At 55.5% G+C, this 23,847-nt stretch carries 23 protein-coding genes and 5 tRNA genes; 18 read left to right on the forward strand and 10 right to left on the reverse strand.

Annotated features, from left to right (window positions below; genetic code table 11):
* Nucleotides 1–30: 30 nt before the first annotated feature.
* The 7 genes from gutQ to srlA form a co-directional block, all read right to left on the reverse strand.
* Entirely contained in the window at nucleotides 31–993 is a 963-nt protein-coding gene (gene gutQ / locus F3J26_RS20085) for an arabinose-5-phosphate isomerase GutQ (protein ID WP_166995637.1), read from the reverse strand.
* Nucleotides 974–1,759: a glucitol operon DNA-binding transcriptional repressor SrlR gene (gene srlR, locus F3J26_RS20090; protein ID WP_166995638.1), complete on the reverse strand. Its 786-nt coding sequence runs from the start codon at nucleotides 1,757–1,759 to the stop codon at nucleotides 974–976. Before srlR ends, gutQ begins: the two co-directional genes overlap by 20 nt.
* Nucleotides 1,760–1,827: 68 nt before the next feature.
* On the reverse strand, nucleotides 1,828–2,187 hold the full coding sequence (gene gutM, locus F3J26_RS20095) for a transcriptional regulator GutM (protein ID WP_008458281.1): 360 nt from the start codon (nucleotides 2,185–2,187) through the stop codon (nucleotides 1,828–1,830).
* Between the two features lie 57 nt (nucleotides 2,188–2,244).
* Nucleotides 2,245–3,024 (reverse strand): sorbitol-6-phosphate dehydrogenase, encoded by a 780-nt coding sequence (gene srlD / locus F3J26_RS20100; protein WP_166995639.1) that lies wholly within the window; start codon nucleotides 3,022–3,024, stop codon nucleotides 2,245–2,247.
* A 29-nt stretch (nucleotides 3,025–3,053) separates the two neighbouring features.
* On the reverse strand, nucleotides 3,054–3,416 hold the full coding sequence (gene srlB / locus F3J26_RS20105) for a PTS glucitol/sorbitol transporter subunit IIA (protein WP_008458277.1): 363 nt from the start codon (nucleotides 3,414–3,416) through the stop codon (nucleotides 3,054–3,056).
* 11 nt (nucleotides 3,417–3,427) lie between these two features.
* Complete coding sequence (gene srlE, locus F3J26_RS20110; protein ID WP_166995640.1) at nucleotides 3,428–4,396, reverse strand: PTS glucitol/sorbitol transporter subunit IIB; 969 nt, start codon at nucleotides 4,394–4,396, stop codon at nucleotides 3,428–3,430.
* A 9-nt stretch (nucleotides 4,397–4,405) separates the two neighbouring features.
* Nucleotides 4,406–4,954: a PTS glucitol/sorbitol transporter subunit IIC gene (gene srlA / locus F3J26_RS20115; protein WP_008458272.1), complete on the reverse strand. Its 549-nt coding sequence runs from the start codon at nucleotides 4,952–4,954 to the stop codon at nucleotides 4,406–4,408.
* A gap of 401 nt (nucleotides 4,955–5,355) precedes the next feature.
* Between srlA and F3J26_RS20120 the strand changes: the two genes are divergently transcribed.
* The 18 genes from F3J26_RS20120 to F3J26_RS20205 all read left to right on the forward strand — a co-directional run bounded on the left by F3J26_RS20120 (nucleotide 5,356) and on the right by F3J26_RS20205 (nucleotide 19,196).
* Nucleotides 5,356–6,051: a metal ABC transporter ATP-binding protein gene (locus F3J26_RS20120; RefSeq protein WP_034809049.1), complete on the forward strand. Its 696-nt coding sequence runs from the start codon at nucleotides 5,356–5,358 to the stop codon at nucleotides 6,049–6,051.
* A complete protein-coding gene (locus F3J26_RS20125) occupies nucleotides 6,048–6,932 on the forward strand; it encodes a metal ABC transporter permease (RefSeq protein ID WP_008458268.1) in 885 nt (294 codons plus the stop codon). Before F3J26_RS20120 ends, F3J26_RS20125 begins: the two co-directional genes overlap by 4 nt.
* On the forward strand, nucleotides 6,929–7,807 hold the full coding sequence (locus F3J26_RS20130) for a metal ABC transporter solute-binding protein, Zn/Mn family (RefSeq protein ID WP_166995642.1): 879 nt from the start codon (nucleotides 6,929–6,931) through the stop codon (nucleotides 7,805–7,807). The genes F3J26_RS20125 and F3J26_RS20130 overlap by 4 nt, the downstream gene beginning before the upstream one ends.
* A gap of 131 nt (nucleotides 7,808–7,938) precedes the next feature.
* Complete coding sequence (pncC, locus tag F3J26_RS20135; RefSeq protein WP_166995644.1) at nucleotides 7,939–8,448, forward strand: nicotinamide-nucleotide amidase; 510 nt, start codon at nucleotides 7,939–7,941, stop codon at nucleotides 8,446–8,448.
* A gap of 85 nt (nucleotides 8,449–8,533) precedes the next feature.
* Nucleotides 8,534–9,598 (forward strand): recombinase RecA, encoded by a 1,065-nt coding sequence (recA, locus tag F3J26_RS20140; RefSeq protein ID WP_008458263.1) that lies wholly within the window; start codon nucleotides 8,534–8,536, stop codon nucleotides 9,596–9,598.
* A 74-nt stretch (nucleotides 9,599–9,672) separates the two neighbouring features.
* Nucleotides 9,673–10,188 (forward strand): RecX family transcriptional regulator, encoded by a 516-nt coding sequence (locus F3J26_RS20145; RefSeq protein WP_166995646.1) that lies wholly within the window; start codon nucleotides 9,673–9,675, stop codon nucleotides 10,186–10,188.
* A gap of 139 nt (nucleotides 10,189–10,327) precedes the next feature.
* Nucleotides 10,328–12,955, forward strand: coding sequence for an alanine--tRNA ligase (alaS, locus tag F3J26_RS20150; protein WP_166995648.1), 2,628 nt, complete (start codon nucleotides 10,328–10,330; stop codon nucleotides 12,953–12,955).
* Between the two features lie 244 nt (nucleotides 12,956–13,199).
* Nucleotides 13,200–13,385, forward strand: a complete 186-nt coding sequence (gene csrA, locus F3J26_RS20155) for a carbon storage regulator CsrA (protein ID WP_008458257.1) — start codon at nucleotides 13,200–13,202, stop codon at nucleotides 13,383–13,385.
* Nucleotides 13,386–13,687: 302 nt separating this feature from the next.
* Nucleotides 13,688–13,780: transfer RNA gene (locus tag F3J26_RS20160), tRNA-Ser, on the forward strand.
* A 4-nt stretch (nucleotides 13,781–13,784) separates the two neighbouring features.
* Nucleotides 13,785–13,861, forward strand: a tRNA-Arg gene (locus tag F3J26_RS20165).
* Nucleotides 13,862–14,062: 201 nt separating this feature from the next.
* Nucleotides 14,063–14,139, forward strand: a tRNA-Arg gene (locus tag F3J26_RS20170).
* 200 nt (nucleotides 14,140–14,339) lie between these two features.
* Nucleotides 14,340–14,416: transfer RNA gene (locus tag F3J26_RS20175), tRNA-Arg, on the forward strand.
* A gap of 198 nt (nucleotides 14,417–14,614) precedes the next feature.
* Nucleotides 14,615–14,691: transfer RNA gene (locus tag F3J26_RS20180), tRNA-Arg, on the forward strand.
* A gap of 354 nt (nucleotides 14,692–15,045) precedes the next feature.
* Nucleotides 15,046–15,612 (forward strand): fructose-1-phosphate/6-phosphogluconate phosphatase, encoded by a 567-nt coding sequence (gene yqaB, locus F3J26_RS20185; protein WP_039297558.1) that lies wholly within the window; start codon nucleotides 15,046–15,048, stop codon nucleotides 15,610–15,612.
* Nucleotides 15,609–16,037 (forward strand): YqaA family protein, encoded by a 429-nt coding sequence (locus F3J26_RS20190; protein ID WP_008458252.1) that lies wholly within the window; start codon nucleotides 15,609–15,611, stop codon nucleotides 16,035–16,037. The genes yqaB and F3J26_RS20190 overlap by 4 nt, the downstream gene beginning before the upstream one ends.
* A gap of 76 nt (nucleotides 16,038–16,113) precedes the next feature.
* Nucleotides 16,114–17,670, forward strand: a complete 1,557-nt coding sequence (gene gshA, locus F3J26_RS20195) for a glutamate--cysteine ligase (protein ID WP_008458250.1) — start codon at nucleotides 16,114–16,116, stop codon at nucleotides 17,668–17,670.
* 156 nt (nucleotides 17,671–17,826) lie between these two features.
* Nucleotides 17,827–18,342, forward strand: coding sequence for an S-ribosylhomocysteine lyase (gene luxS, locus F3J26_RS20200; protein WP_008458247.1), 516 nt, complete (start codon nucleotides 17,827–17,829; stop codon nucleotides 18,340–18,342).
* A gap of 89 nt (nucleotides 18,343–18,431) precedes the next feature.
* The gene (locus F3J26_RS20205; RefSeq protein ID WP_166995650.1) at nucleotides 18,432–19,196 is read left to right on the forward strand and encodes a helix-turn-helix domain-containing protein; all 765 of its coding nucleotides are present in this window, start codon (nucleotides 18,432–18,434) and stop codon (nucleotides 19,194–19,196) included.
* On the opposite strand, the gene leuA is transcribed toward F3J26_RS20205, so the two are convergent.
* The 3 genes from leuA to emrA all read right to left on the reverse strand — a co-directional run bounded on the left by leuA (nucleotide 19,193) and on the right by emrA (nucleotide 23,722).
* Nucleotides 19,193–20,854 (reverse strand): 2-isopropylmalate synthase, encoded by a 1,662-nt coding sequence (gene leuA / locus F3J26_RS20210; protein ID WP_166995744.1) that lies wholly within the window; start codon nucleotides 20,852–20,854, stop codon nucleotides 19,193–19,195. The two genes, F3J26_RS20205 and leuA, sit on opposite strands and share 4 nt — an antisense overlap.
* 141 nt (nucleotides 20,855–20,995) lie before the next feature.
* Entirely contained in the window at nucleotides 20,996–22,534 is a 1,539-nt protein-coding gene (gene emrB, locus F3J26_RS20215; protein ID WP_008458243.1) for a multidrug efflux MFS transporter permease subunit EmrB, read from the reverse strand.
* 15 nt (nucleotides 22,535–22,549) lie between these two features.
* Entirely contained in the window at nucleotides 22,550–23,722 is a 1,173-nt protein-coding gene (emrA, locus tag F3J26_RS20220; protein WP_008458242.1) for a multidrug efflux MFS transporter periplasmic adaptor subunit EmrA, read from the reverse strand.
* Nucleotides 23,723–23,847 lie beyond the last annotated feature (125 nt).

Below are 23,847 nucleotides of genomic sequence, written 5' to 3' on the forward strand. Positions count from 1 at the left end.
GCCCCCGTTTGGGGGCGATAAAGGCGGTTCTCAAATACCTGCCTGGTGAAAATCATGCAGGTTAATTGCCCCCAGCAGCCTGCCGTTTTCATCCACGACCGGCGCCGCGCTAATGCGTTTTTTCATCAGCATCTCTTTGGCATCTATCGCCCGGGTTTCGGCATTCAGCACTGTGCCATTCTTCGTCATGGCATCTTTGATCCCGGCTTCCAGCTTACCACCGCCCACCAGCCAGCGGCGCAGGTCGCCATCGGTAAAGACGCCGGCAACTTGCTGCGCTTTGTCGCAGACGGCAACCAGCCCCAGGCCTGTGCGGCTTAGCTCCAGCATGGCATCCATGACGGAGGCGCTGTCCGCTACCTGTGGGAGCTGCTCGTGGGTGCGCATCAGATGATGAACCCGATTTAACAAACGAGCACCTAGCGCACCGGCAGGGTGTGAACGCGCAAAGTCCTCTTCGTTAAAGCCGCGCTCCTGCATGACGGCCATGGCCAGTGCATCGCCCATCATTAATGTATTAACCGCGCTGGAGGTCGGCGCCAGGCGCATCGGGCAGGCTTCACGCTCTACCGAAATATCTACGGTGGCAAAGGCTGCTTTCGCCAGCGGTGACTCAGCTTTGCCGGTAATCGCAATCAGCTTAACGGCCTTTTCCTGCAGGCGAGGAATAATTAAATCCAGCTCTTTCGCGTGGCCGGAATAGGAGATAAACAGCAGGATGTCGCGGCTTTCGATCATCCCCAGGTCGCCGTGTAACGCTTCGGCGGGGTGAACGAAGAAGGCGGGCGTGCCGGTGCTGGCAAAGGTGGCGGCAATTTTCTTCCCGATATGCCCGGACTTGCCCATGCCGGAAACAATCACTTTCCCCTGACAGGTGAGTACGGCGTTGGCGGCGGCGACAAAATCTTCGCCAAGTCTGTCCGGCAGGCGGCTCGCTTCCTGTAATTCCAGCAGCAGGGTTTCTCGTGCGGCGTCAATCATTCGCTGATACATCTTCTTCTCCGGTAACAATCACTTTCACGCCTTTTTCACGCAGCGCGGTGAGGAATTCGTGGCTAATGCCGCTGTCGGTGATGATCGTATCGACTCTCTCCAGCCCGCAGACAATGTTCGGGCTTTTACGGCCAAACTTTGAGGAGTCGGCCATCAGGATCACTTCGCGCGCCGCGTTGCACATCGCTTTGCTGACGGTATAAACCTCGTTGTAGGTTGTGACTCCGGCGGTGAGATCGATGCCATCGGTGCCCATAAAGAGCCTGTCAAAGCTGAAGTGTTCGAAGGCGTTTTCCGCCAGTTGGCCATGAAACGAGGCTGATTTCTTACGGAAGGTGCCGCCTGGCATCAGGATAGTTTGTTCGTTGTCCAGCTCAGACAGCGCGTTGACGATATGCAGGCTGTTGGTCATCACCGTAATGTTATTGAAGTGCTGGAGCAGCGGGACCAGCTGCAAAACGGTGCTGCCCGCATCCAGAATAATGGAATCGCCATCGTGGATGTACTTGACCGCCGCCTCGGCAATTTGCTGTTTTTGCTGGGTATTGATCAGCGTTTTGTGGTCAATGGGCGGATCGGGTTCGTCTTTACTGAGCACTACGCCGCCATAGGTGCGAATCACGGTGCCAGCCGTTTCAAGCAGCACCAAATCTTTACGGATCGTGGTGCCGGTGGTTTGAAAGTGCTGGGCGAGATCTTCCACCGAGCATTTTCCCTGCTTTTGCAGATGTTCCAGGATCGCCGCCTGCCGCTGACGTGGTTTCATAGGCTCTTATTACCTTGCAATAAATTTCGATTCGGTAATTTCGCAAGCAATAGGCATTCGAAACGAAATTAACCCTGTTTCAGTTTAAGCGCTAATGATAGAGCATTCTGACAATCACGATCATGGGGAAAGATCACATCGGGCTGCAATTCCTGCCGATTCATGCCGTGTAACTGCATTACTGGCTGTGGGAGGGCAAAAACCGTCAGGCCTTTCATTATCAGGCTGTCGCGGACGTTTTGCCGCTCATCAAAGGCGAGGGCAATGACCACTCTGGGCCGAAAACGCCCGGATGAACGGCCTACGCCAACGGCACCCTGCTGGCAGAGCCGGTCAAAGGCCCGATTAAAACGGCGAATTTGCCAGCCGCCGAGCAGTAGCTGGCTTAGCCAGGCGATCGCCGCCAGGGCGATCAGTGCATTCATCATGCATCCTCCTTTGGGCAGCCTCTGGCTGAGGGCCAGAGGCAACCGGTGACCCGAGAGTTAAAACATAACCTGCCCGCCGGTGACGTTGATCGACTGTCCGGTACAGTAAGAGGCTTTATCGCTGGCGTAAAACAGGAGCGTGTTAAGCACATCCTGGTAGTCACAGCCGCGTTTTAAGGGGACTTTGTCGATGTAGTATTGCTCTACTTCGTCAGCAGGAATGCCGAGTTTTTCCGCGTACTGCGGCAGCAGAGACTGGAACATTGGCGACTTGAGCAGGTTACCCAACATGAGCGCATGCACCGTGATGCCGTATTCCGCCAGATCGAGGGCGAGAGACTGCGTCAGCCCCACGCCACCGAATTTCGCCGCGCTGTAGCCGGAGTTGTGCTTGCTGCCGACCTTGCCGGACTTTGAGTTAATCTGGATGATGCGGCCTTTAATCCCGTCGCGAATCATCAGGCGGGAGAACTCCCTGGCGCACAGGAAGTACCCCACAAGGTTTACCTGCAGCGAACGGTCAAAATCCCCCAGAGCGAAATCACCAATAAACGCCGCTTTGGCGATGCCCGCACTGTAAACCAGCAGATCGACCTGGCCGAAAATCTCGTCCACGCCGTGAGCCAGCGCGGTAACGCTTTGCTCGCTGGTGGCGTCCGAGCCAAATCCCCAGGCAGAACCCGGCCCGTACTGGTCGGTAATTTCCTGCGCGACGCGGGCCGCTTTCTCACTTTGAATATCCACCACGGCAACTTTGTAGCCTTCCTGGGCCAGCCCATGGCAGAGAAACGCCCCGAGCGTTTGGCCTCCACCGATGACAACGGCAACCTGATTCATGTTTTACTCCTTTGATTAAATGACAATGTTTATGCAACGAACTTCAGCTGACAGCCGGGTTCAATGCCCTGAGGCAGCGGGCCAGCGACGTGTACGGTGCCAGGGTATTCCGCCCGTGCTTCACCATCGAAGCGCAGGGTGATGTGCCCGAGCTCCTGCAAGTTTTGCTGGGCCACGTCGCCGACGGCGGTAACGGCGTAATGCTGGCCATTGAGTTCAAAGTGGATACCTGGCTTTAGCTGGCCGGTCAGCTCGCCGTGGCAGTGGATAAAGCAGTAATCCTGAATATCCGCCGGGGCGCCTTCCCGAAAGGTAATAAGCATGTTGTCTGCCAGCGCCTCGCGAGCGCACTCTCCAATCTGGACGATGGTGGTCTGGTAAATGGTTTGCATGGGGCTTTCCTTTATTGGTAGATGAAGCCGGACACCAGCCAGGCAATTAGCACGGTAGGGGCGCCCGTTAAAAAGCGCCCGACCAGCACAGAAGGCACGCCGACGCGCACCGTTTCCTGGCGCGCTTCCGCCAGAGACAAGCCAACAGGAATAAAATCGCAGGCGGCCTGGGCGTTAATGGCGAACAGCGCGGGCAGCGCCAGGTGAGGAGGGATATGTCCGAGGCCAATCTGCACCCCAATCAGCACCCCGATGACCTGCGCAATCACCGCCCCAGGGCCAAGGAAAGGTGAGAGCAGGGGGAAGGAACAAATCAGCGCGAGCGTAATCAGACCGAGAGGGTTATTGGCCAGCGGGGCCAGGCCGTGGGCAATCCAGTCGCCCAGCCCGGAGGCCATAATGATGCCAATCAGCGCCGACACGAAGGCCATAAAAGGCAGAATCGTTTTCAGAACCGTGTCGATAGTGTCGCGCCCCGCCTGAAACAGCACGGCGACGGCTGAACCCATTCCCATACCGACTTTGGCCAGCAGGCCGTCGCTTTGTTCGGTGATTTTTTTGCTGGCGTCGTAGTCCCGCGCTGGCGCAGGTTTGCGTTCGGCCTGCGGTTCGCCATCGGCCCAGCTAATGTTTTCTTCCCGGACGCCTGAGACGTAAATATCTTCAACAATGTACTGCGCCAGGGGACCTGATTTGCCGGTGGCGTGGATATTGATCGTCGGGATGCGGCGTTTGGGGTAGAGCCCGCAGCGCAGCGTGCCGCCGCAGTCTATGATTGCCAGCGCAATTTCTGCCTCCGGCGGCTCGCCGTCTTTAAAACCGTCTACCGCCTGGCAGCCGGTCATTTCATTCAGCTTATCGACGATTGCCGGGCGCGTACCCGCCGTGATGTAAACGATCTTTTTGCTCGGATCGACCGGGACGATCAGCGGCCCACCCCATCCACCCTGGCCTTTTTCAATACGAATGCTTTGAGTCATGATTTTTCCTTAGAGGCGGACCTGGCGTTCCAGCTCAATGCCCATTTTTTTCTCGAAAATCGAGGTGGTGAGATCGGTTATCCAGCCGCGGAAGAAGTTGGTAACCAGCCCAACCAGCAAATAGCTCACTGCAAGCGGGGCCAGCGGCAGGCCCAGCGTCGTTAACCCGCTGGCAATACCCAGATAAACAAACAGTTCGCCAGGATTGATGTGGGGAAACAAACCGTTCATCGAATGGCAGCTATACGATGCGGCGGCGTAATAGCTCGGTTTGTACTTCTCAGGCATAAAGCGCCCCAGACTTAGCGTCATCGGATTGCAGAACACGAAGGTGCCGATGCAGGGCAGCAAGAGGTAACGCGAAACGGGGTTGCCGGCACAGCGCTGCGCCATGCGTTCAATGCGGTGCTGGCCGATAAAGTTAATCAGCGCGTTCATTATCACCAGCAGGCTGATCAGCAGAGGGAGAATGCCGGTCACCATACCGGTAAAGACCTCTCCGCCTTTCTGAAACAGGCCAATAAACCACTCCGCCCCGTGGGTAATCATGTCGATCATTTCTGTCTCCTGTAGGGTTATCTGCTCACCGTTGTTCCCGGTGGTGGCTCATATTAATCATTTTGAAATGCGTAAATATGTTATTTAGATCTCATTGTGAAATATAAATCTGTCAATTTGAAAGATTATTGGATGGTGGAAGAGGTGAAAAAATGACGTTCTGATTAACGGAAGGGAAAAGGGGGCTTGATTGAGGGTTCGTTTATGCCGAGGTGTAAAACAGGAATTTACAAGGACTACTGGGTAGATTATGTTATGTTATAACGAAACAATATTGGTGCCGGTATGTCTGTTGCAGCTCCCTCTTCACTGTTTAGCCTTTCCGGGCTATTTCGCGCGGCCCTTGTCGCGCTGCTGATCCTCGGCCTGTGGGGCGCCATTCATTGGGCGGTTATCCTGCCATGATCGAACTGCAGAATCTCGAGCTGGGTTATTACGGCAACGTGGTTGTGTCGGCCCTCAGCGGCCAGTTTCAGCGCGGCAGCATGACGGCGGTGATTGGGGCGAACGGCTGCGGTAAATCGACGTTGTTAAAAACCCTGGCTGGGCTACTGCCTCCCATTTCTGGCAGCGTAAAGTTTCAGGACAATATGCGCCCGCGCATTGCCTGGCTGCCGCAGTTAGGGGAGATGGATCGGCAATTTCCCGCCACGGTTTATGACGTGGTTTGTATGGGGAGCTGGCCGGGACGCGGGCTGTTTTCCGGCCTTCGTCGCCAGCACCGTGAACGCGTGACGGAAGCGATTGAGCGCGTGGGATTAAGTGAGCATTACCTGCGGCCGATTGATGTGCTCTCAGGGGGACAGTTTCAACGCATGCTGTTTGCTCGCCTGCTGGTTCAGGACGCACCGCTGGTCCTGCTCGATGAGCCGTTCACCGGCGTGGATGCGCAAACCAGTGAATTTTTAATGGAACTGATGTGCCAGATGCACCGGGATGGCAAGACGCTTATCAGCGTGCTGCATAACAACGAGCTGGTACGCCGGCATTTTCCTGAAGTCTTGCTGCTCACCCCGGAGGGTTACCAGTGGGGTAACGCCGACGAAGCCTTAGCGCAATATGCTTCCTTTCGCCCACGCCTGGTACAAACTGCATGATTTATCACCTTTTTATTGAGCCGTTTGTGGCTTACGGCTTTATGCGCCGCGCGCTGGTGGCCTGCCTGTCGCTTTCTCTGAGTACCGTTCCGCTCGGCATTTTTCTTCTGCTTCGTCGTATGAGTCTGGTGGGTGACGCGCTTTCTCATGCCATTTTACCCGGCGTTGCCGTGGGTTATCTGGTTGCCGGTATGTCTCTGGTGGCAATGGGCATTGGTGGGTTTGTCGCTGGCGTGCTGGTGGCTTTACTTTCCGGCTGGGTTAGCGCCCGGACGCCGTTAAAAGAAGATGCCAGCTTTGCCGGATTCTACCTTGGGTCGCTGGCACTCGGCGTGACGTTGATATCATTGCGCGGTTCAAGCGTTGACCTGCTGCACCTGCTATTTGGCTCAATTCTCGCCGTGGATGGTGAGGCTATTAAGTTTGTGGGGCTCATTGCAAGCGTGACGCTGATTGCACTGGCGCTGCTTTATCGCGGCCTGGTGCTGGAGTCGTTTGACCGCAGCTTTTTACAGGTGAACAACCGGCTGCTGCCGTCGCTGATACACGGCACGTTTTTGGCGCTGCTGGTGCTTAACCTGGTGGCCGGTTTCCAAATCCTCGGCACATTAATGTCCGTTGGCCTGATGATGCTCCCCGCCATTGCCGCGCGCTGCTGGGCTAAGACATTGCCGGGCTCGATCGCTCTTGCCGTGGTGTGTGGCCTGATTTGTGCCTGGTTAGGGCTGGTGTGGTCTTTCTACGCCTCGTTACCCGCCGGGCCGGCCATTGTGCTTACCGCGAGCGTCGCATTCTTTATCTCAATACTTTTCGGACCGCGCAGCGTGCTTGCAGGGAGCCTGCTGCGTAGGAAATTGGCAATCATAAAGGGGGTTAAATGAAACGTTTAGGGATTGGTATTGCGCTGGCTCTGGCGCTCTCCAGCCAGATGGCTGCAGCGAAAACGCTGAATGTAGTGGCAAGTTTTACCGTGCTGGCCGACATGGCTAAGCAGGTTGGCGGCGATCACGTCAAAGTCACCAGCCTGGTGGGGCCGGATGGCGACCCGCATAGCTTTGAACCTTCGCCGAAAGACAGCGTCGCGTTGCGTAATGCGGATGTGGTGATTGTGAGCGGGCTCGGCATGGAAGGGTGGATGGATCGCCTGGTGACGGCGTCCGGCTACAAGGGCAAAGTTATCGTGGCTTCCCAGGGAATTAACACCCGCAGCATGGAAGAAGACGGTAAATCAATCACTGACCCACATGCGTGGAACAGCGCGGCAAACGGGGCAATCTACGCGGAAAATATTGCTGCAGCGCTGGTTGCTGCCGACCCACAGGATGCAGCGGCTATCCGTAAAAGCGGCGATAGCTATGCAGCTCGCCTGAAGCAGCTAGACGGCTGGGCGAAAAAACGCTTTGCGGATGTGCCGCAGGCTAAACGCAAGGTACTGACCAGCCATGATGCATTTGGCTACTTTGGTGAGGCTTACGGCGTCACGTTCCTGGCACCAGTGGGCTTTTCCACTGAAGCTCAGGCCAGCGCCAGCGACGTTGCATCTCTGATTAAACAGTTGAAAGATGAACATATCGCCACCTACTTCATCGAAAATCAGACCGACCCACGTTTGGTGAAGCAAATTGCCAGCGCGACCGGCGCTAAGCCCGGCGGTGAGCTTTATCCTGAGGCGCTTTCAGGCCCTGGCGGCCCGGCAAGTACCTACGAAAAGGCGTTCAAGCACAACGTGGACACCATCGCCAACAGCATGAAGTAGTTTTTCTCCCGGCCAGCTTTCGCTGGCCGTTCCATTTCTGGAATCCTTCCCGAGTATCCCGATGTAATCCCCTGCAATGCCCGTAAAGTGCTATCGTGTTGGCTAATGATATGTCTACAATCGGAGCCAGCATGACAGACAGCGCATTGTTTGAGCTAAGCCAGCGGGTAGGGAATGGCCTTGGGCAGCTTGGGGCCACCGTGACTACTGCTGAATCTTGTACCGGCGGCTGGATCGCGAAAGTGATTACTGACGTTGCCGGCAGCTCAGCCTGGTTTGAGCGGGGCTTTGTGACCTACAGCAATGAAGCCAAACATCAGCTGATCGGCGTGAACGAAACCACGCTGGAAGCCTATGGCGCCGTCAGTAAAGGCGTGGTGCTTGAGATGGCTCAGGGAGCGCTTGCCGCCGCGAAAGCGGATTATGCGGTTTCTGTCAGCGGTATCGCCGGGCCAGATGGCGGCATGCCAGAAAAACCGGTCGGTACGGTGTGGTTTGGGTTTGCGGATAAGCACGGCAGAACGCTGGCAAAAGTGCAGCGCTTTGACGGCGACCGCGATGCCGTTCGCCGCCAGGCCACGGAATTCGCCCTGCAGAGCCTGTGGGACGATTTTCTAAAAAATAAACTTGATACTGTATGACTGTACAGTATAATTGCCTCAACGAAACAGTATTGAGAACGCGGGGTTGCGAATTATCGCATCACTCAGCATGACAGGAGTAGAAATGGCTATCGACGAAAACAAACAGAAGGCGTTAGCGGCAGCACTGGGCCAGATTGAAAAACAATTTGGTAAAGGCTCCATCATGCGCTTGGGTGAAGACCGCTCCATGGACGTGGAAACGATCTCTACCGGTTCACTTTCTCTGGATATCGCGCTGGGCGCCGGCGGCCTGCCAATGGGCCGTATCGTAGAAATTTACGGGCCTGAATCTTCCGGTAAAACAACGCTGACCCTGCAGGTTATTGCGGCCGCACAGCGAAGCGGTAAAACCTGTGCGTTCATCGATGCCGAGCACGCGCTGGACCCGGTTTATGCCAAAAAGCTGGGTGTTGATATCGACAACCTGCTGTGTTCCCAGCCGGATACCGGTGAGCAGGCGCTGGAAATCTGTGATGCACTGGCACGTTCAGGTGCGGTTGACGTCATCATCGTTGACTCCGTTGCGGCGCTGACGCCGAAAGCGGAAATCGAAGGTGAAATCGGCGACTCTCACATGGGCCTTGCGGCACGTATGATGAGCCAGGCAATGCGTAAGCTGGCGGGTAACCTGAAGCAGTCCAACACGCTGCTGATCTTCATCAACCAAATCCGTATGAAAATTGGCGTGATGTTCGGTAACCCGGAAACCACGACCGGCGGTAACGCGCTGAAATTCTACGCGTCTGTCCGTCTCGACATTCGTCGTATCGGTGCAGTGAAGGATGGCGAAAACGTCGTCGGTAGCGAAACCCGCGTGAAGGTCGTGAAAAACAAAATTGCCGCGCCATTTAAACAGGCTGAATTCCAAATTCTCTACGGCGAAGGCATCAACTTCTACGGTGAGCTGGTTGACCTGGGCGTGAAGCACAAGCTGATTGAAAAAGCGGGTGCATGGTACAGCTACAACGGTGAAAAAATCGGTCAGGGCAAGGCAAACGCCAGCAACTTCCTGAAAGAGAACAAGCCGATGGCGGAAGAAATTGAGAAGAAACTGCGCGAAATGCTGCTGAATAACCAGGACAGCACGCCGGACTTCACGGTTGATGACCACGACGAAGACGCGGTCGAAACTAACGAAGACTTCTAAAACAAGACAAAGGGCTGCTAACGCGGCCCTTTGTGCTTTCTCTCTCCTGATATCGATCTTTGCCACCCGACCCTATGTCCGACAACACCACTTTTCCCCGCCGCAGCCCTTTTGCCCGCCTTCTGGATAAGGCGACCCGTATTCTTGCCATGCGTGACCACAGCGAATATGAGCTGCGCCGTAAGCTGGCAACGCCTTCTGTCTTTGCGGCAAAATTTGCTAAAGAGGACGAACCTGAGGTCACTCAGGAAGACATTGATAAGGTTATTGCCTGGTGTTACGAACACCGCTGGCTGGACGACGTGCAGTTTGCGTCACGTTTTATTGCCAGCCGCAGTCGGAAAGGGTATGGACCGCAGCGTATTCGGCAAGAACTGAAGCAAAAGGGCATCGAACGGGCCATTGGGGAGTCCGCGATGATGGCCTGTGAAATTGACTGGCAGCCGCTGGCACGCGAACTGGCCGAACGCAAGTTTGGCTCGCCGCTGCCAACAGAGTGGCAGATGAAGGCGAAAGTGCAGCGTTTTCTTCTCTATCGTGGTTTCTTTATGGAAGACATTCAGGAGATCTGGCGAAATTTTGCTGATTAGGGCCACACTGGATTTTACTTCCCTCGCCAGAAAACTTATCTTATTCCCACTTTTTTCCAGGTAAGCTGGCCTGAGCCGTCTGCGTTACGGCCGTCATGGCAGCTTTACAACTCTTCGTTAGCTTGATTCCAGGATAATTATGAGCAAGAGCACCGCTGAGATCCGTCAGGCGTTTCTCGATTTTTTCCATAGTAAAGGCCACCAGGTTGTAGCGAGCAGCTCCCTGGTCCCGAACAACGATCCGACTTTGCTGTTTACCAATGCCGGGATGAACCAGTTCAAGGATGTCTTCCTGGGCCTCGACAAACGTAACTATTCCCGCGCTACAACGTCTCAGCGTTGCGTCCGCGCAGGCGGCAAGCACAACGATCTGGAAAACGTCGGTTACACCGCGCGTCACCATACCTTCTTCGAGATGCTGGGTAACTTCAGCTTTGGCGACTATTTCAAACACGATGCGATTAACTTTGCCTGGGAACTGCTGACTGGCGAAAACTGGTTTGCGCTGCCGAAAGAACGCCTGTGGGTGACCGTCTACGAAACCGATGACGAAGCCTATGAGATCTGGGAAAAGGAAGTGGGTGTGCCGCGGGAGCGCATTATTCGCATTGGCGATAATAAAGGCGCAGCCTTCGCATCCGATAACTTCTGGCAGATGGGTGACACTGGCCCTTGCGGTCCTTGCACCGAGATTTTCTACGATCATGGCGATCACATCTGGGGCGGCCCTCCGGGAAGTCCTGAAGAAGATGGCGATCGCTACATTGAGATCTGGAACATCGTGTTCATGCAGTTCAACCGTCAGATCGACGGCACGATGCTGCCTCTGCCAAAACCTTCTGTAGATACCGGTATGGGTCTGGAGCGTATTGCAGCTGTTCTGCAGCACGTTAATTCCAACTACGATATCGACCTGTTCAAAAAGCTGATTCAGTCCGTTGCCGAAGTGACCGGCGCGACCGATCTGTCGAACAAATCCCTGCGCGTTATTGCGGACCACATTCGTTCATGTGCATTCCTGATCGCGGATGGCGTAACGCCTTCTAACGAAAACCGCGGTTACGTTCTGCGTCGCATCATTCGTCGCGCTATTCGCCACGGCAACATGCTGGGTGCGAAAGACACCTTCTTCTATAAGCTGGTTGGCCCGCTAGTCGAAGTCATGGGTTCCGCAGGCGAAGAGCTGGCCAAACAGCAGGCGCTGGTTGAGCAGGTTCTGAAAACCGAAGAAGAGCAGTTTGCCCGCACGCTGGAGCGTGGTCTCGCACTGCTGGATGACGAACTGGCGAAGCTGAAGGGCGACACGCTGGATGGCGAAACCGCTTTCCGCCTGTATGACACCTACGGCTTCCCTGTGGACCTGACGGCTGACGTGTGCCGCGAGCGCAACATCAAAGTTGACGAAGCCGGCTTTGAAGCCGCAATGGAAGAGCAGCGTCGTCGCGCGCGCGAGTCCAGCGGTTTTGGCGCAGACTACAACAGCATGATCCGCGTGGATTCTGCGTCTGAATTTAAAGGCTATGACAGCCTCGACCTGAACGCGAAAGTGACCGCGCTGTTCGTTGACGGCAAATCCGTTGACCAGATTACTGCTGGTCAGGATGCTGTCGTGGTGCTGAACGAGACGCCATTCTATGGTGAGTCCGGCGGCCAGGTTGGCGACAAAGGTACCGTCAAAGGTAACAGCGTTGATTTCGCGGTTGGCGATACTCAGAAATACGGCCAGGCCATCGGCCACTTGGGCAAGCTGGTTTCCGGCGTGCTGAAAGTCGGTGACAGCGTGGAAGCGAAAGTTGATGAAGCTCGTCGCGCTCGTATTCGTCTGAACCACTCCGCAACGCACCTTCTGCATGCCGCGCTGCGTCAGGTACTTGGTACCCATGTTGCTCAGAAAGGCTCCTTGGTAAACGACAAAGGCCTGCGCTTCGACTTCTCGCATTTTGAAGCGATGAAGCCGGCTGAAATCCGCGCCGTAGAAGATATCGTTAACGCGCAGATTCGCCGTAACCTGCCTGTTGAGACCAACGTCATGGATCTCGAAGCAGCGAAAGCGAAGGGCGCAATGGCGCTGTTTGGCGAGAAGTATGACGACCATGTGCGCGTTCTGAGCATGGGGGACTTCTCCACCGAGCTGTGTGGCGGTACTCACGCATCCCGTACGGGCGACATCGGTCTGTTCCGCATTGTTGCGGAGTCCGGTACGGCGGCTGGGGTGCGTCGTATTGAAGCCGTGACTGGCGAAGGCGCACTGGCCAATCTCCATGCGCAAAGCGACCAGCTGCACGACATCGCTCAACTGCTGAAAGGCGACAGCCAGAACCTGAACGAGAAAGTCCGTTCGGTGCTGGAACGTACCCGCCAGCTGGAAAAAGAGCTGCAGCAGTTGAAAGAACAGCAGGCTTCGCAGGAGAGCGCAAACCTCTCCAGCAAAGCGGTTGAAGTAAAAGGCGTTAAATTACTGGTAAGCGAGCTGAGCAACGTCGAGCCTAAGATGTTGCGTACCATGGTCGATGACCTGAAAAATCAGCTCGGCTCCGCCGTAATTGTTCTGGCCACCGTGGCAGAAGGGAAAGTGTCTCTGATTGCTGGTGTCTCCAAAGAGGTGACCGACCGCGTGAAAGCGGGGGAACTGGTGGGGATGGTTGCACAGCAGGTAGGCGGCAAAGGGGGCGGTCGTCCTGATATGGCTCAGGCGGGTGGTACAGACGCAGCGGCATTGCCGGGCGCACTGGCCGGCGTTGAGGCCTGGGTTACGGCAAAACTCTGAAAATAACTAAAAGTGTAATTGCGCCATAACTGTTCTCAGTTATGGCGTACTACCATTTACACACTATCAATAATGATAAAGTCAGGTTGAAGTTGTGTATATCGGCTAAACTTAGATATAACAGAGTGTAATGCTATGACAGAGTGCGTGTTATCTATTTGTCATTCGTTACGATTTCGCGTTATATGATGGATAATGCCGGGATACAGAGACCCGACTCTTTTAATCTTTCAAGGAGCAAAGAATGTTAATTCTGACTCGTCGAGTTGGTGAGACCCTTATGATTGGGGATGAGGTGACCGTGACTGTGCTTGGGGTAAAAGGCAACCAGGTCCGTATCGGTGTTAACGCCCCGAAGGAAGTCTCTGTACACCGCGAAGAAATCTACCAACGTATCCAGGCTGAAAAATCCCAGCAAACGAATTTCTAAAAATATCGCGCCTCGCTGAAATCTACAGCGAGGCGCACCTCTTCTGCCTGCTGTTTCCTTTCTCTCCCGTTAACGTCATTTTTGCTTCGCTTATCAGCGTGCCGTTTCTGCGCGCGTATTGCCGTTTGCCTGTTGATAAAACACTCTTTTTGCCTCCAAATTACGCTAATCGAGCGTGATTTGTGCAATCGATAGCGAGTAGGGAAAAATTGTTTGACTTATAAGTCCCAGAAAGTAATATGTGCGCCACGCAGCGACGAGAAGCTCTTACGAGTAACTCGAAGCACTCGAAAGAGGCGTGTGGTGAGGTGGCCGAGAGGCTGAAGGCGCTCCCCTGCTAAGGGAGTATGCGGTCAAAAGCTGCATCCGGGGTTCGAATCCCCGCCTCACCGCCATTTTGCATCCGTAGCTCAGCTGGATAGAGTACTCGGCTACGAACCGAGCGGTCGGAGGTTCGAATCCTCCCGGATGCACCATATTCTTCCTCATCATTAGCGATGACGGTGTGAAAGAGAAAGTCAATTTCTCCGCCAACACCAGGGAGGATAACGTTGCTTCAGCAACGGCCCTTTAGGGCGAGCCTTCGGTGAGTCATCCTCCCGGATGCACCATTCTTCTCCGGTATTGCCTGAGAGTGTAGGTAGTACTGAGTCAGCAGTAAAAGCAGTAATCCCGATGCATCCGTAGCTCAGCTGGATAGAGTACTCGGCTACGAACCGAGCGGTCGGAGGTTCGAATCCTCCCGGATGCACCATATTCTTCCTCATCATTAGCGATGACGGTGTGAAAGAGAAAGTTACTTTCTCCGCCAACACCAGGGAGGATAACGTTGCTTCAGCAACGGCCCTTTAGGGCGAGCCTTCGGTGAGTCATCCTCCCGGATGCACCATTTTCTCCGGTATTGCCTTAGAGTGTAGGTAGTACTGAGTCAGCAGTAAAAGCAGTAATCCCGATGCATCCGTAGCTCAGCTGGATAGAGTACTCGGCTACGAACCGAGCGGTCGGAGGTTCGAATCCTCCCGGATGCACCATTTTCTTCCTCATCATTAGCGATGACGGTGTGACAGAGAAAGTCAATTTCTCCGCCAGCACCAGGGAAGATAACGTTGCTTCAGCAACGGCCCTTTAGGGCGAGCCTTCGGTGAGTCATCCTCCCGGATGCACCATCTTCATCAGTGTTGCGGCATGATGAGCGACATTGAGTCAGCAGTAAAAGCAGCAATCCCGATGCATCCGTAGCTCAGCTGGATAGAGTACTCGGCTACGAACCGAGCGGTCGGAGGTTCGAATCCTCCCGGATGCACCATTTTCTTCCTCATCATTAGCGATGACGGTGTGACAGAGAAAGTCAATTTCTCCGCCAACACCAGGGAGGATAACGTTGCTTCAGCAACGGCCCTTTAGGGCGAGCCTTCGGTGAGTCATCCTCCCGGATGCACCATTTTCTTCCTCATCATTAGCGATGATGGTGTGACAGAGAACGTTACTTTCTCACCAGCACGATTCATCCCTTCAAACTTCATTTAAATTCCCCTGTTACAAACATACCGTTCAGCTTTTCATACTCCTTATTCGCAATATCGCCTCTACCCGCAGACAGCGACAATTTCAGCCATTTACGCTAAAGTACCGCCTCGACATTCAGTGAAGTGAGGGTGAGATGTACGATCGCTATGACGGTTTAATCTTTGATATGGACGGCACGATCCTTGATACGGAGCCGACTCACCGTAAAGCCTGGCACGAAACCCTTGGCCGCTATGGCATGAGCTTCGACGAGCAGGCGATGGTTGCCCTGAATGGCGCGCCAAGCTGGAAAATTGCTGCTGCAATTATCGAAAGCCACAATGCCGATCTCGATCCCCACAGTCTGGCGGCTGAAAAAACTGTTGCCGTTCGAGCCATGCTGCTTGATACCGTGCGTCCGCTGCCGCTGATTGAAGTGGTGAAAGCCTGGCATGGCCGCCGTCCGATGTCGGTCGGCACAGGTAGCGAAAGCGATATTGCAGAAGCGCTGCTTAAGCATCTTGGTTTACGTCAGTATTTTGCGGCGGTCGTTGCAGCAGATCATGTTAAACACCATAAGCCAGCACCTGATACCTTCTTACGCTGCGCCGAACTGATGGGCGTGGCGCCGGAAAAATGTGTGGTATTTGAAGATGCTGATTTTGGTCTTCAGGCGGCGCGTAGCGCGGGAATGGATGTTGTGGACGTGCGCCTACTGTGAGCGACACGCTATCGCTCCTTTCATTGTTCACCAGCAGTTTCCTGAGCGCGACGCTGCTGCCGGGGAGCTCAGAAGCGGTACTTGTGGCGCTTCTGGTTGCCGGTAGCGGCCCGGTATCGGTTCTTGTGATAATAGCAACAATCGGTAATAGCCTTGGCGGTATGACTAACGTTATTCTGGGGCGCTTTTTCCCGCAGCGTATACAATCGCGCTGGCAGGGAAAAGCGACCGACTGGTTGACTCGTTTTGGCCCAGCGACGTTGTTACTGAGCTGGATGCCGCTGATAGGCGATCTGTTATGCCTGCTGGCCGGGTGGTTACGCCTGAGCTGGGGGCCGGTGATATTCTTTTTATGCCTTGGCAAAGCGCTACGCTACATCGTTGTCGCGGCTGCAACGGTACAAGGCATGGCGTGGTGGCACTAATTGCGTGGGATGAGTCTTCATCACCGGCGAAAACAATTATGCTTATTAAAATAAATTCGACAGGCGGGAGGTCAATTTGATCCCGGACGTATCACAGGCTTTGGCCTGGCTGGAAAAACACCCTGAAGCAGTAAAAGGCATTTGCCGTGGTCTTGAGCGTGAAACGCTGCGCGTGACGCCAGAAGGCGATTTAGCCACCACCGGGCATCCTGAAAGCCTTGGCTCAGCGTTTACACATAAATGGATTACCACGGACTTCGCCGAAGCCCTCCTGGAATTTATTACCCCGGTTGATGGTGACATTGACCATATGCTGACCTTCCTGCGTGACATTCATCGCCACACGGCGCGTGAACTGGGCGAGGAACGTATGTGGCCGCTAAGCATGCCGTGTTACATCGACGACGGTCAGAACATCGAGCTGGCCCAGTACGGTTCTTCTAATGCGGGGCGCTTTAAAACGCTGTACCGCGAAGGGCTGAAAAATCGCTATGGCGCGCTGATGCAGACCATCTCCGGCGTGCATTACAATTTCTCCCTGCCGATGGCTTTCTGGCAGGCAAAATGCGGCGTACAGGACGCTGAAAGTGGCAAAGAGGCCATTTCTGCCGGTTATTTCCGCCTGATCCGCAACTATTACCGCTTTGGTTGGGTTATCCCTTATTTGTTCGGTGCCTCTCCGGCTATTTGCTCTTCATTCCTGCAGGGCAAAGAGAGCGCGTTGCCGTTTGAGAAAACCGAATGCGGCATGTATTACCTGCCGTATGCCACGTCATTACGCCTGAGCGATCTGGGTTACACCAACAAGTCGCAGAGCAATCTGGGCATTACCTTCAACGATCTGAACACCTATGTCGATGCGCTGAAGCGGGCGATTAAAACCCCGTCGGAAGAGTACGCTCAGATTGGTTTGATGAAGGACGGCAAGCACCTGCAGCTCAACACCAACGTGCTGCAAATTGAAAACGAACTCTATGCGCCGATTCGTCCAAAGCGCGTGACGCGTGACGGAGAATCGCCGTCGGATGCGCTGCTGCGCGGCGGCATCGAGTATATCGAAGTGCGTTCGCTGGATATCAACCCGTTCTCGCCAATCGGCGTGGATGAGCAGCAGGTTCGCTTCCTCGACCTGTTTATGATTTGGTGCGTACTGGCGGATGCGCCGGAGATGAGCAGCGACGAGCTGCTGTGCACCCGCACCAACTGGAACCGAGTGATTCTGGAAGGGCGCAAACCTGGGCTTACCCTTGGTATTGGCTGTGAAACGGCTCAGCACCCGCTGTCAAAAGTAGGCAAAGATCTGTTCACCGATTTACGCCGCGTGGCGGAAACGCTGGACGGCATGACCGACAGCCAGGAATACCAGCAAGTTTGTGACCAACTGGTTGCCAGCTTTGACGATCCAGAATTAACGTATTCAGCACGTATTTTACGTTCTATGATTGATAACGGGATTGGTGGCACCGGCCTTGCGCTGGCTGAACAATACCGTCAGATGCTGATTCAGGAGCCGTTGGAGATTTTAACCGCGGATGCCCTGCAGAAAGAGCATGATGCTTCATGGCAGCGTCAGCGGGATATTGAGGCGGCGGATACGGAGTCGTTCGATAGCTGGCTGGAAAAGAATGCCTGACAGAAAAGAAAATGGCCACATACTTGTGGCCAAATATTCATCTCTGAATAACAGGGATGATGATAACAAATGCGCGTCTTTCATATACTCAGACTCGCGTGCGTAAAAATAGTTTCAATTATTTTTAAAAAAAATCATTTTATCGGAGGTGACCAGATGCCGTTGTTGGATAGCTTCACAGTCGACCATACTCGTATGGGTGCGCCTGCAGTCCGTGTAGCCAAAACTATGCACACGCCACACGGTGACACCATTACGGTGTTTGACCTGCGCTTTTGTGTCCCAAACAAGGAAGTGATGCCGGAAAAAGGGATCCATACTCTGGAGCACCTGTTCGCCGGTTTTATGCGTGACCACCTGAACGGGAACGGGGTAGAGATCATCGACATCTCCCCAATGGGCTGCCGCACAGGGTTCTACATGAGCCTGATCGGTGTCCCGGCAGAGCAGCGCGTGGCGGATGCCTGGAAAGCGGCGATGCAGGACGTGCTGAAAGTGAAAGAGCAAAACCAGATCCCAGAACTGAACGTTTACCAGTGCGGGACTTATCAGATGCACTCTCTGCAGGAAGCGCAGGATATCGCGCGCCACATCATTGAGCATGGCGTCAGCGTCAACAGCAATGATGAGCTGGCTCTGCCGAAAGAGAAGCTGCAGGAACTGCACATCTAGTTTTGTGCACACAGTAAAAAGGAGCCATATGGCTCCTTTTTTTACGCCTGCGGTATGCTATCGTCATCTTTTTGCTCACGAAACGAACTATGTCCACCAGCCTGAAATTCAGTTTTGCCACGCGGCCGCTGGTTCCTTTTGCCCATGATTACAGCCATGGTGCCTCGGAGCCCTGGCACAGTCACGACTGCGCTCAGCTGCTGCATACGCTGAGCGGCGTTGTGCGCGTCGAAACCGGGCAGGGGATTTGGGTGGTTCCGCCGGGGCGCGGCGTCTGGTTACCCGCTGGCACTCAGCACCGCCTGCAAATCATCGGCCACGTAGCGGCGCGCACATTGTTTATTGATCCGTTTGCCCGGGCTGACTTACCGTCGGTTTGCCAGGTCGTGCAGATATCCGCTTTACTGCGCGAGCTGATTATCTGCTCGCTCCAGTTACCGGAAGCTTACCCGGCGGGAAGTCGGGCAGAGCGAATTTACGAGCTTATCCTGGATGAGATTCGGGGCACCGCCGCGCTGCCGTTTAATCTTCCCGAGCCGCAGTCACCGGGGCTACTGGCGCTGTGTCGCCAGATTCAGGCGGAACCCGGTCAGCCCTGGACAAACGCGCTGGCCGCTGAACGGCTTAACGTCAGTGAGAGAACCTTGCTGCGCCATTTTCGTCAGCAAACGGGTCTGGCGTTTAGCGAATGGCTGCGCAGGGCAAGGCTGATGGCGGCGCTTGAGCGCCTTGCCCAGGGGCAGTCCGTGCTGCGCGTTGCGCTGGATCTGGGATATGAAAGCCACAGCGCCTTCAGCGCTATGTTTCGGCGAACGCTCGGCGTTTCACCGAGCGAATATTTCTTCTCTGATTAACCCTCGGGCAGCGCGTTTAACAGCGCCTGGAGCGACGCACGCGATACATCGTTATCAATGCCGGTTCCCCAGCGGCTCACGCCTTCCCTGAAGGTGCAGCGGAGATAAGCCGCCGAGCGGCTTTCGCTGTGCCTGCCGAGCGTATGCTCATGATAATCCTCAATAGAAAATACCAGGTTAAAACGAGATTTGAGGGCATCGGCTGCGGCGGAAAGTAAACCGTTGCCTTTGCCCTGCAGAGCGATAACGCCGCCGTGCGTCTGAACGTGGGCCCACAGCCGGAGTGAACCATCGGCCTGGCTCTCCGTCCGGTAATCCAGCAACTGACGCGGGGCGGTTTGATGCGGGCCATACAGTGTGCGGAACAGCTGCCACAGGGCGCTCAGCGTCATCTCGTTCCCCTCCCTGTCGGTTTGCGCCTGGACGTGGCGACTAAAGTCCTGCTGTAAACCGCGCGGCAGCACCAGGCCGTGGTTTTGCTCCAGCATCCACGCGGCACCGCTTTTCCCGGACTGGCTGTTGACGCGGATCACGGCTTCGTAGCTGCAGCCAATATCGTTCGGATCAACGGGCAGATAGGGCATTTCCCACCGCGCTGAGCTGGACTCGCCCCGCGCGGTAAACCCTTTCTTAATGGCATCCTGATGCGACCCGGAAAAAGCGGTAAAAGCGAGCTTCCCGGCGTAAGGATGGCGAGGGTGCACCGGTAACTGATTGCATTGTTCAACCAGTTCCACCACCTGCTTCATATCGCTGAAATCCAGCTGCGGCGAAATCCCCTGGCTATAAAGATTCATCGCCAGCGTGACCAGGCAGACGTTCCCGGTACGCTCGCCGTTGCCAAACAGGCAGCCTTCCACCCGATCCGCACCGGCGAGGATCGCGAGTTCGGCGCTGGCCACGCCGCTGCCGCGATCGTTATGTGGATGTACGCTGATGCACACCGCATCCCGGCGGGAGAAATGGCGGCAGAAATACTCAATCTGGTCGGCATAGACGTTGGGCGTGTTCACCTCCACGGTGGCGGGCAAATTGATAATCATTGGTCGATCGGGAGATGGTTCCCAGACATCCGCCACCGCTTCACAAATTTGCAGGGCAAAATCCGGTTCGGTGAAGCAAAAGGTTTCCGGGGAATATTCATAGCGCCAGCGCGTCTGCGGGTTAGCCTCACACAGCGCTCGCACCTGGCGCGTGGCGGTGACCGCCAACTGAACGATCTCTTCTTTGCTCTGGCGGAAGACCAGCCTGCGGAACAGTGGGGCGGTGGCGTTGTACAGATGTACCGTGGCGCTGTGTACGCCTGCCAGGGATGCAAAGGTGCGTTCAATCAGGTCGCTGCGCGCCTGGGTCAGCACCTGAATGGTGACATCTTCAGGAATACGATTTTCTTCAATCAGCTGACGCACAAACTGGAAGTCGGTTTCTGAGGCGGCAGGGAAGGCGACCTCGATCTCTTTGAAGCCGCACTTCAGCAGTAAATCCCAGAAGCGCAGCTTGCGGGCCGCGTCCATCGGCTCGGCCAGCGCCTGATTGCCGTCGCGCAGGTCAGTGGAAAGCCAGCGAGGAGCGTGCGTCAGGGTTCTATCCGGCCACTGTCGGTCGGGTAACTGAATCGGCGCATGGGCGAGGTATTTTTGCGATGGGTTGGTCAGCATCAGGATTCTCCAGGTCATGTGGTCTGTTTATCCTGACGAATAATCTGGGCAGGGGCTGGCGCAAAGCTGACAACCTGTGTGGCGAAACCGCCAGGTTGAGGCAAAGAAAAAGGAGCCCGAAGGCTCCTTTAGGGAGGAATGTCAGTGTGCGCCACCGCCGCCACCGCCCGCCCCGAAAGGCGGTTTGGCAAACCACACCAGCCCAAGCAGCAGAATAAACACCCCTGCCGAGAACCAGAAAATCTCGTTGGCGGAGATGATCAGCCCCTGGTTGGTGATCTGCTGGGCGATGTAGCCGGAAGCCTGTTGGTGCGACATGCCCAAGCCCTGAAGCTGGTTGTAGGTTTCAACCGAGTTCGGGTTATACGGCGTCACAGACTCCGTGAGCTGTGCATGGTGCAGCGACTCGCGGTTCGTCCACAGCGTGGTGGTTATCGACGTCCCAATCGAACCCGCCAGCGTACGGGTAAAGTTCGACAGGCTCGACGCCGCGGCAAGGCGCTCCGGCGGCAGGCCAGACAGGGTAATCGTGGTCAGCGGCATGAAGAAACACGCCACCGCAAAGCCCTGAATAAACTGCGGCCAGGCCGACGCGGCGAAGTCCATCCCCGGCTCAAAGGTATAGGCGCGCCAGTAGAAGCACACCGCATACATAATGAAGCTGAAGGTCACCAGACGGCGCATATCGAGCTTGTGCGCGAAGCGGCCGATAATCGGCGACAGCAGCACCGGGATGACCCCCACCGGCGCGGACGCAAGCCCGGCCCAGGTTGCGGTATAGCCATACACTTCCTGCAACAGCTGCGGCAGCAGGACAATCGCGCCGAAGTAGAGCATGTAGGCGAGACTGATACACAGGCAGCCGATGGTAAAGTTTCGCGACTTAAACAGCGACAGGTCGACTATCGGATTATCGTCGGTCAGCTCCCAGACAATCAGGAAGCTGATGGTGACCACCGCAATCACCGTCAACACGATGATTTCGGTCGAGTTAAACCAGTCCAGTTCTTTACCCCGGTCGAGCATGATCTGCAGGCTACCGATCCCCAGCACCAGCAAGGCCAGCCCTACGCCATCAATGCGGCGCTGCTCTGTGCGGGTTTCGCGGCCTCGCAGGGCCTGCAGGCCCATCAGCACCACGACGATACCAATCGGCACGTTGATGAAGAAGATCCAGCCCCAGTGATAGTTGTCGCTGATGTAGCCGCCCAGTATCGGGCCGCAAATCGGCGCCACGATCACCGTCATCGACCACAGCGCTAGCGCAATGCTGCGCTTGGCGGGCGGGTAGTTGCTCAGCAACAGGCTCTGGGACAGCGGAATCAGCGGCCCGGCAACGATCCCCTGGATAACGCGGAAGAAGATCAGCATCGTCAGGCTGTTGGACATGCCGCACGCCCAGGAGGCGATAGCAAACAGCACGGTCGACCACAGGAAAAGCCTCACTTCCCCGAAGCGTTTTGCCAGCCAGCCGGTGATCGGGATTGAGATGGCGTTTGCCACCCCAAACGAGGTGATAACCCACGTCCCCTGGCTCAGGGATGAGCCCAGGTTACCGGCAATCGTCGGGATAGCCACGTTAGCGATGGTGGAGTCCAGCACCTGCATAAAGGTCGCCAGCGACAGGGCGATGGTCATAATGACCAGCTGGGCGCCTTCTAGCGGTTTTTGTTGTGCCATACACCCTCCGCTTTATTAACCCGCATTGGCCTGAATAATCTGGTCAATAAGCTGGTTAGCCGGCGTCAGATTCAGCTCACGCGCGTTACTTTCGTAAACCGGCGTGGTGCGGGTCTGAGAGGACAGTACGCTCCCGTCGCGGTTGCTGGTATCCACATTCACCAGCGTGGACAGGCCGATACGCAGCGGATGCTGTTCAACCTGTTTGGCGTCCAGTTCAATACGTACCGGCAGACGCTGAACCACTTTGATCCAGTTCCCGGTGGCGTTCTGCGCTGGCAGCAGCGAGAAGGCGCTGCCGGTGCCCATATCCAGGCCGACAACTTTCCCGGTGTACTTCACGTCATCGCCGTAGATATCGCTGACGATGGTGGCCGACTGGCCAATGCGCATATGCGCCAGCTGGGTTTCTTTAAAGTTAGCGTCAACCCACATACCGCTGGCCGGCACGATGGCCATCAGCGCGGTGGACGGGCTAATTTGGGCGCCAACCTGCACGGCACGGCGGGAAACATAGCCGGTCATCGGGCTGACGATGGTGGTACGCTGCAGCGCCATCCAGCTGTTACGCACTTCGGTCGCCGCCTGTTGAACCGCAGGCTGCTCTTCCAGTTTGGTGCCGAGAATCATGGCCTGGTTAGCATTGTATTGCTGCACGGCCACATCCAACTGAGCCTGAGCGCTGGTGACGGCATCACGGGCGTGCTGCAGTTCTTCGCGGCCAATCAGGTTGGCGCTGCCCAGCGGAATACGGCGGTTCAGGTCGCTTTGCGCCTGCGCCAGAGCCGTTTTCTGCAGTTCGATATTGGCCTGATATTGCTTGCTGTTGATCATCAGCTGGCGAGTCTGCCGCACGCTGGAGGCCAGTTGGGTTTTGGCCTTTTCAAACGCCTGTTCGGCGTCGGCGCGGTCGAGGCTGACCAGCACATCACCCTGTTTCACAAAATCGGTATTGTCTGCCCAGACTTTGGTGACGCTACCGGAGACCTGGGCCATGATCTGCACCTGGTTGCCTGCCACATAAGCATCATCGGTCTCTTCAAAGTGACGCAGCACCAAAAACCAATAGATTCCATATGCCACAGCAATAATGACAAAGAGCAAGGTCAACAAGATCAGGGCGCTTTTACGTTTCCCCTTCTTGTTAGCCGGTTGCTGCGGGGCTTGAGTCTCCGCATTTGCGCTCATGCTAATCTCCACCTGGTTATTATTATTTCCGGTCAGCTGAGCCGACCTGTTAGACCTGACAGGCCAGCAAGGAGATTGCTGGCCTGAGAGTTGTTTTGAAATCGGATTGTGGTCAGACGTACAGA

This window comes from Enterobacter sp. Ap-867 (assembly GCF_011752855.1).
Lineage (GTDB): Bacteria > Pseudomonadota > Gammaproteobacteria > Enterobacterales > Enterobacteriaceae > Cedecea.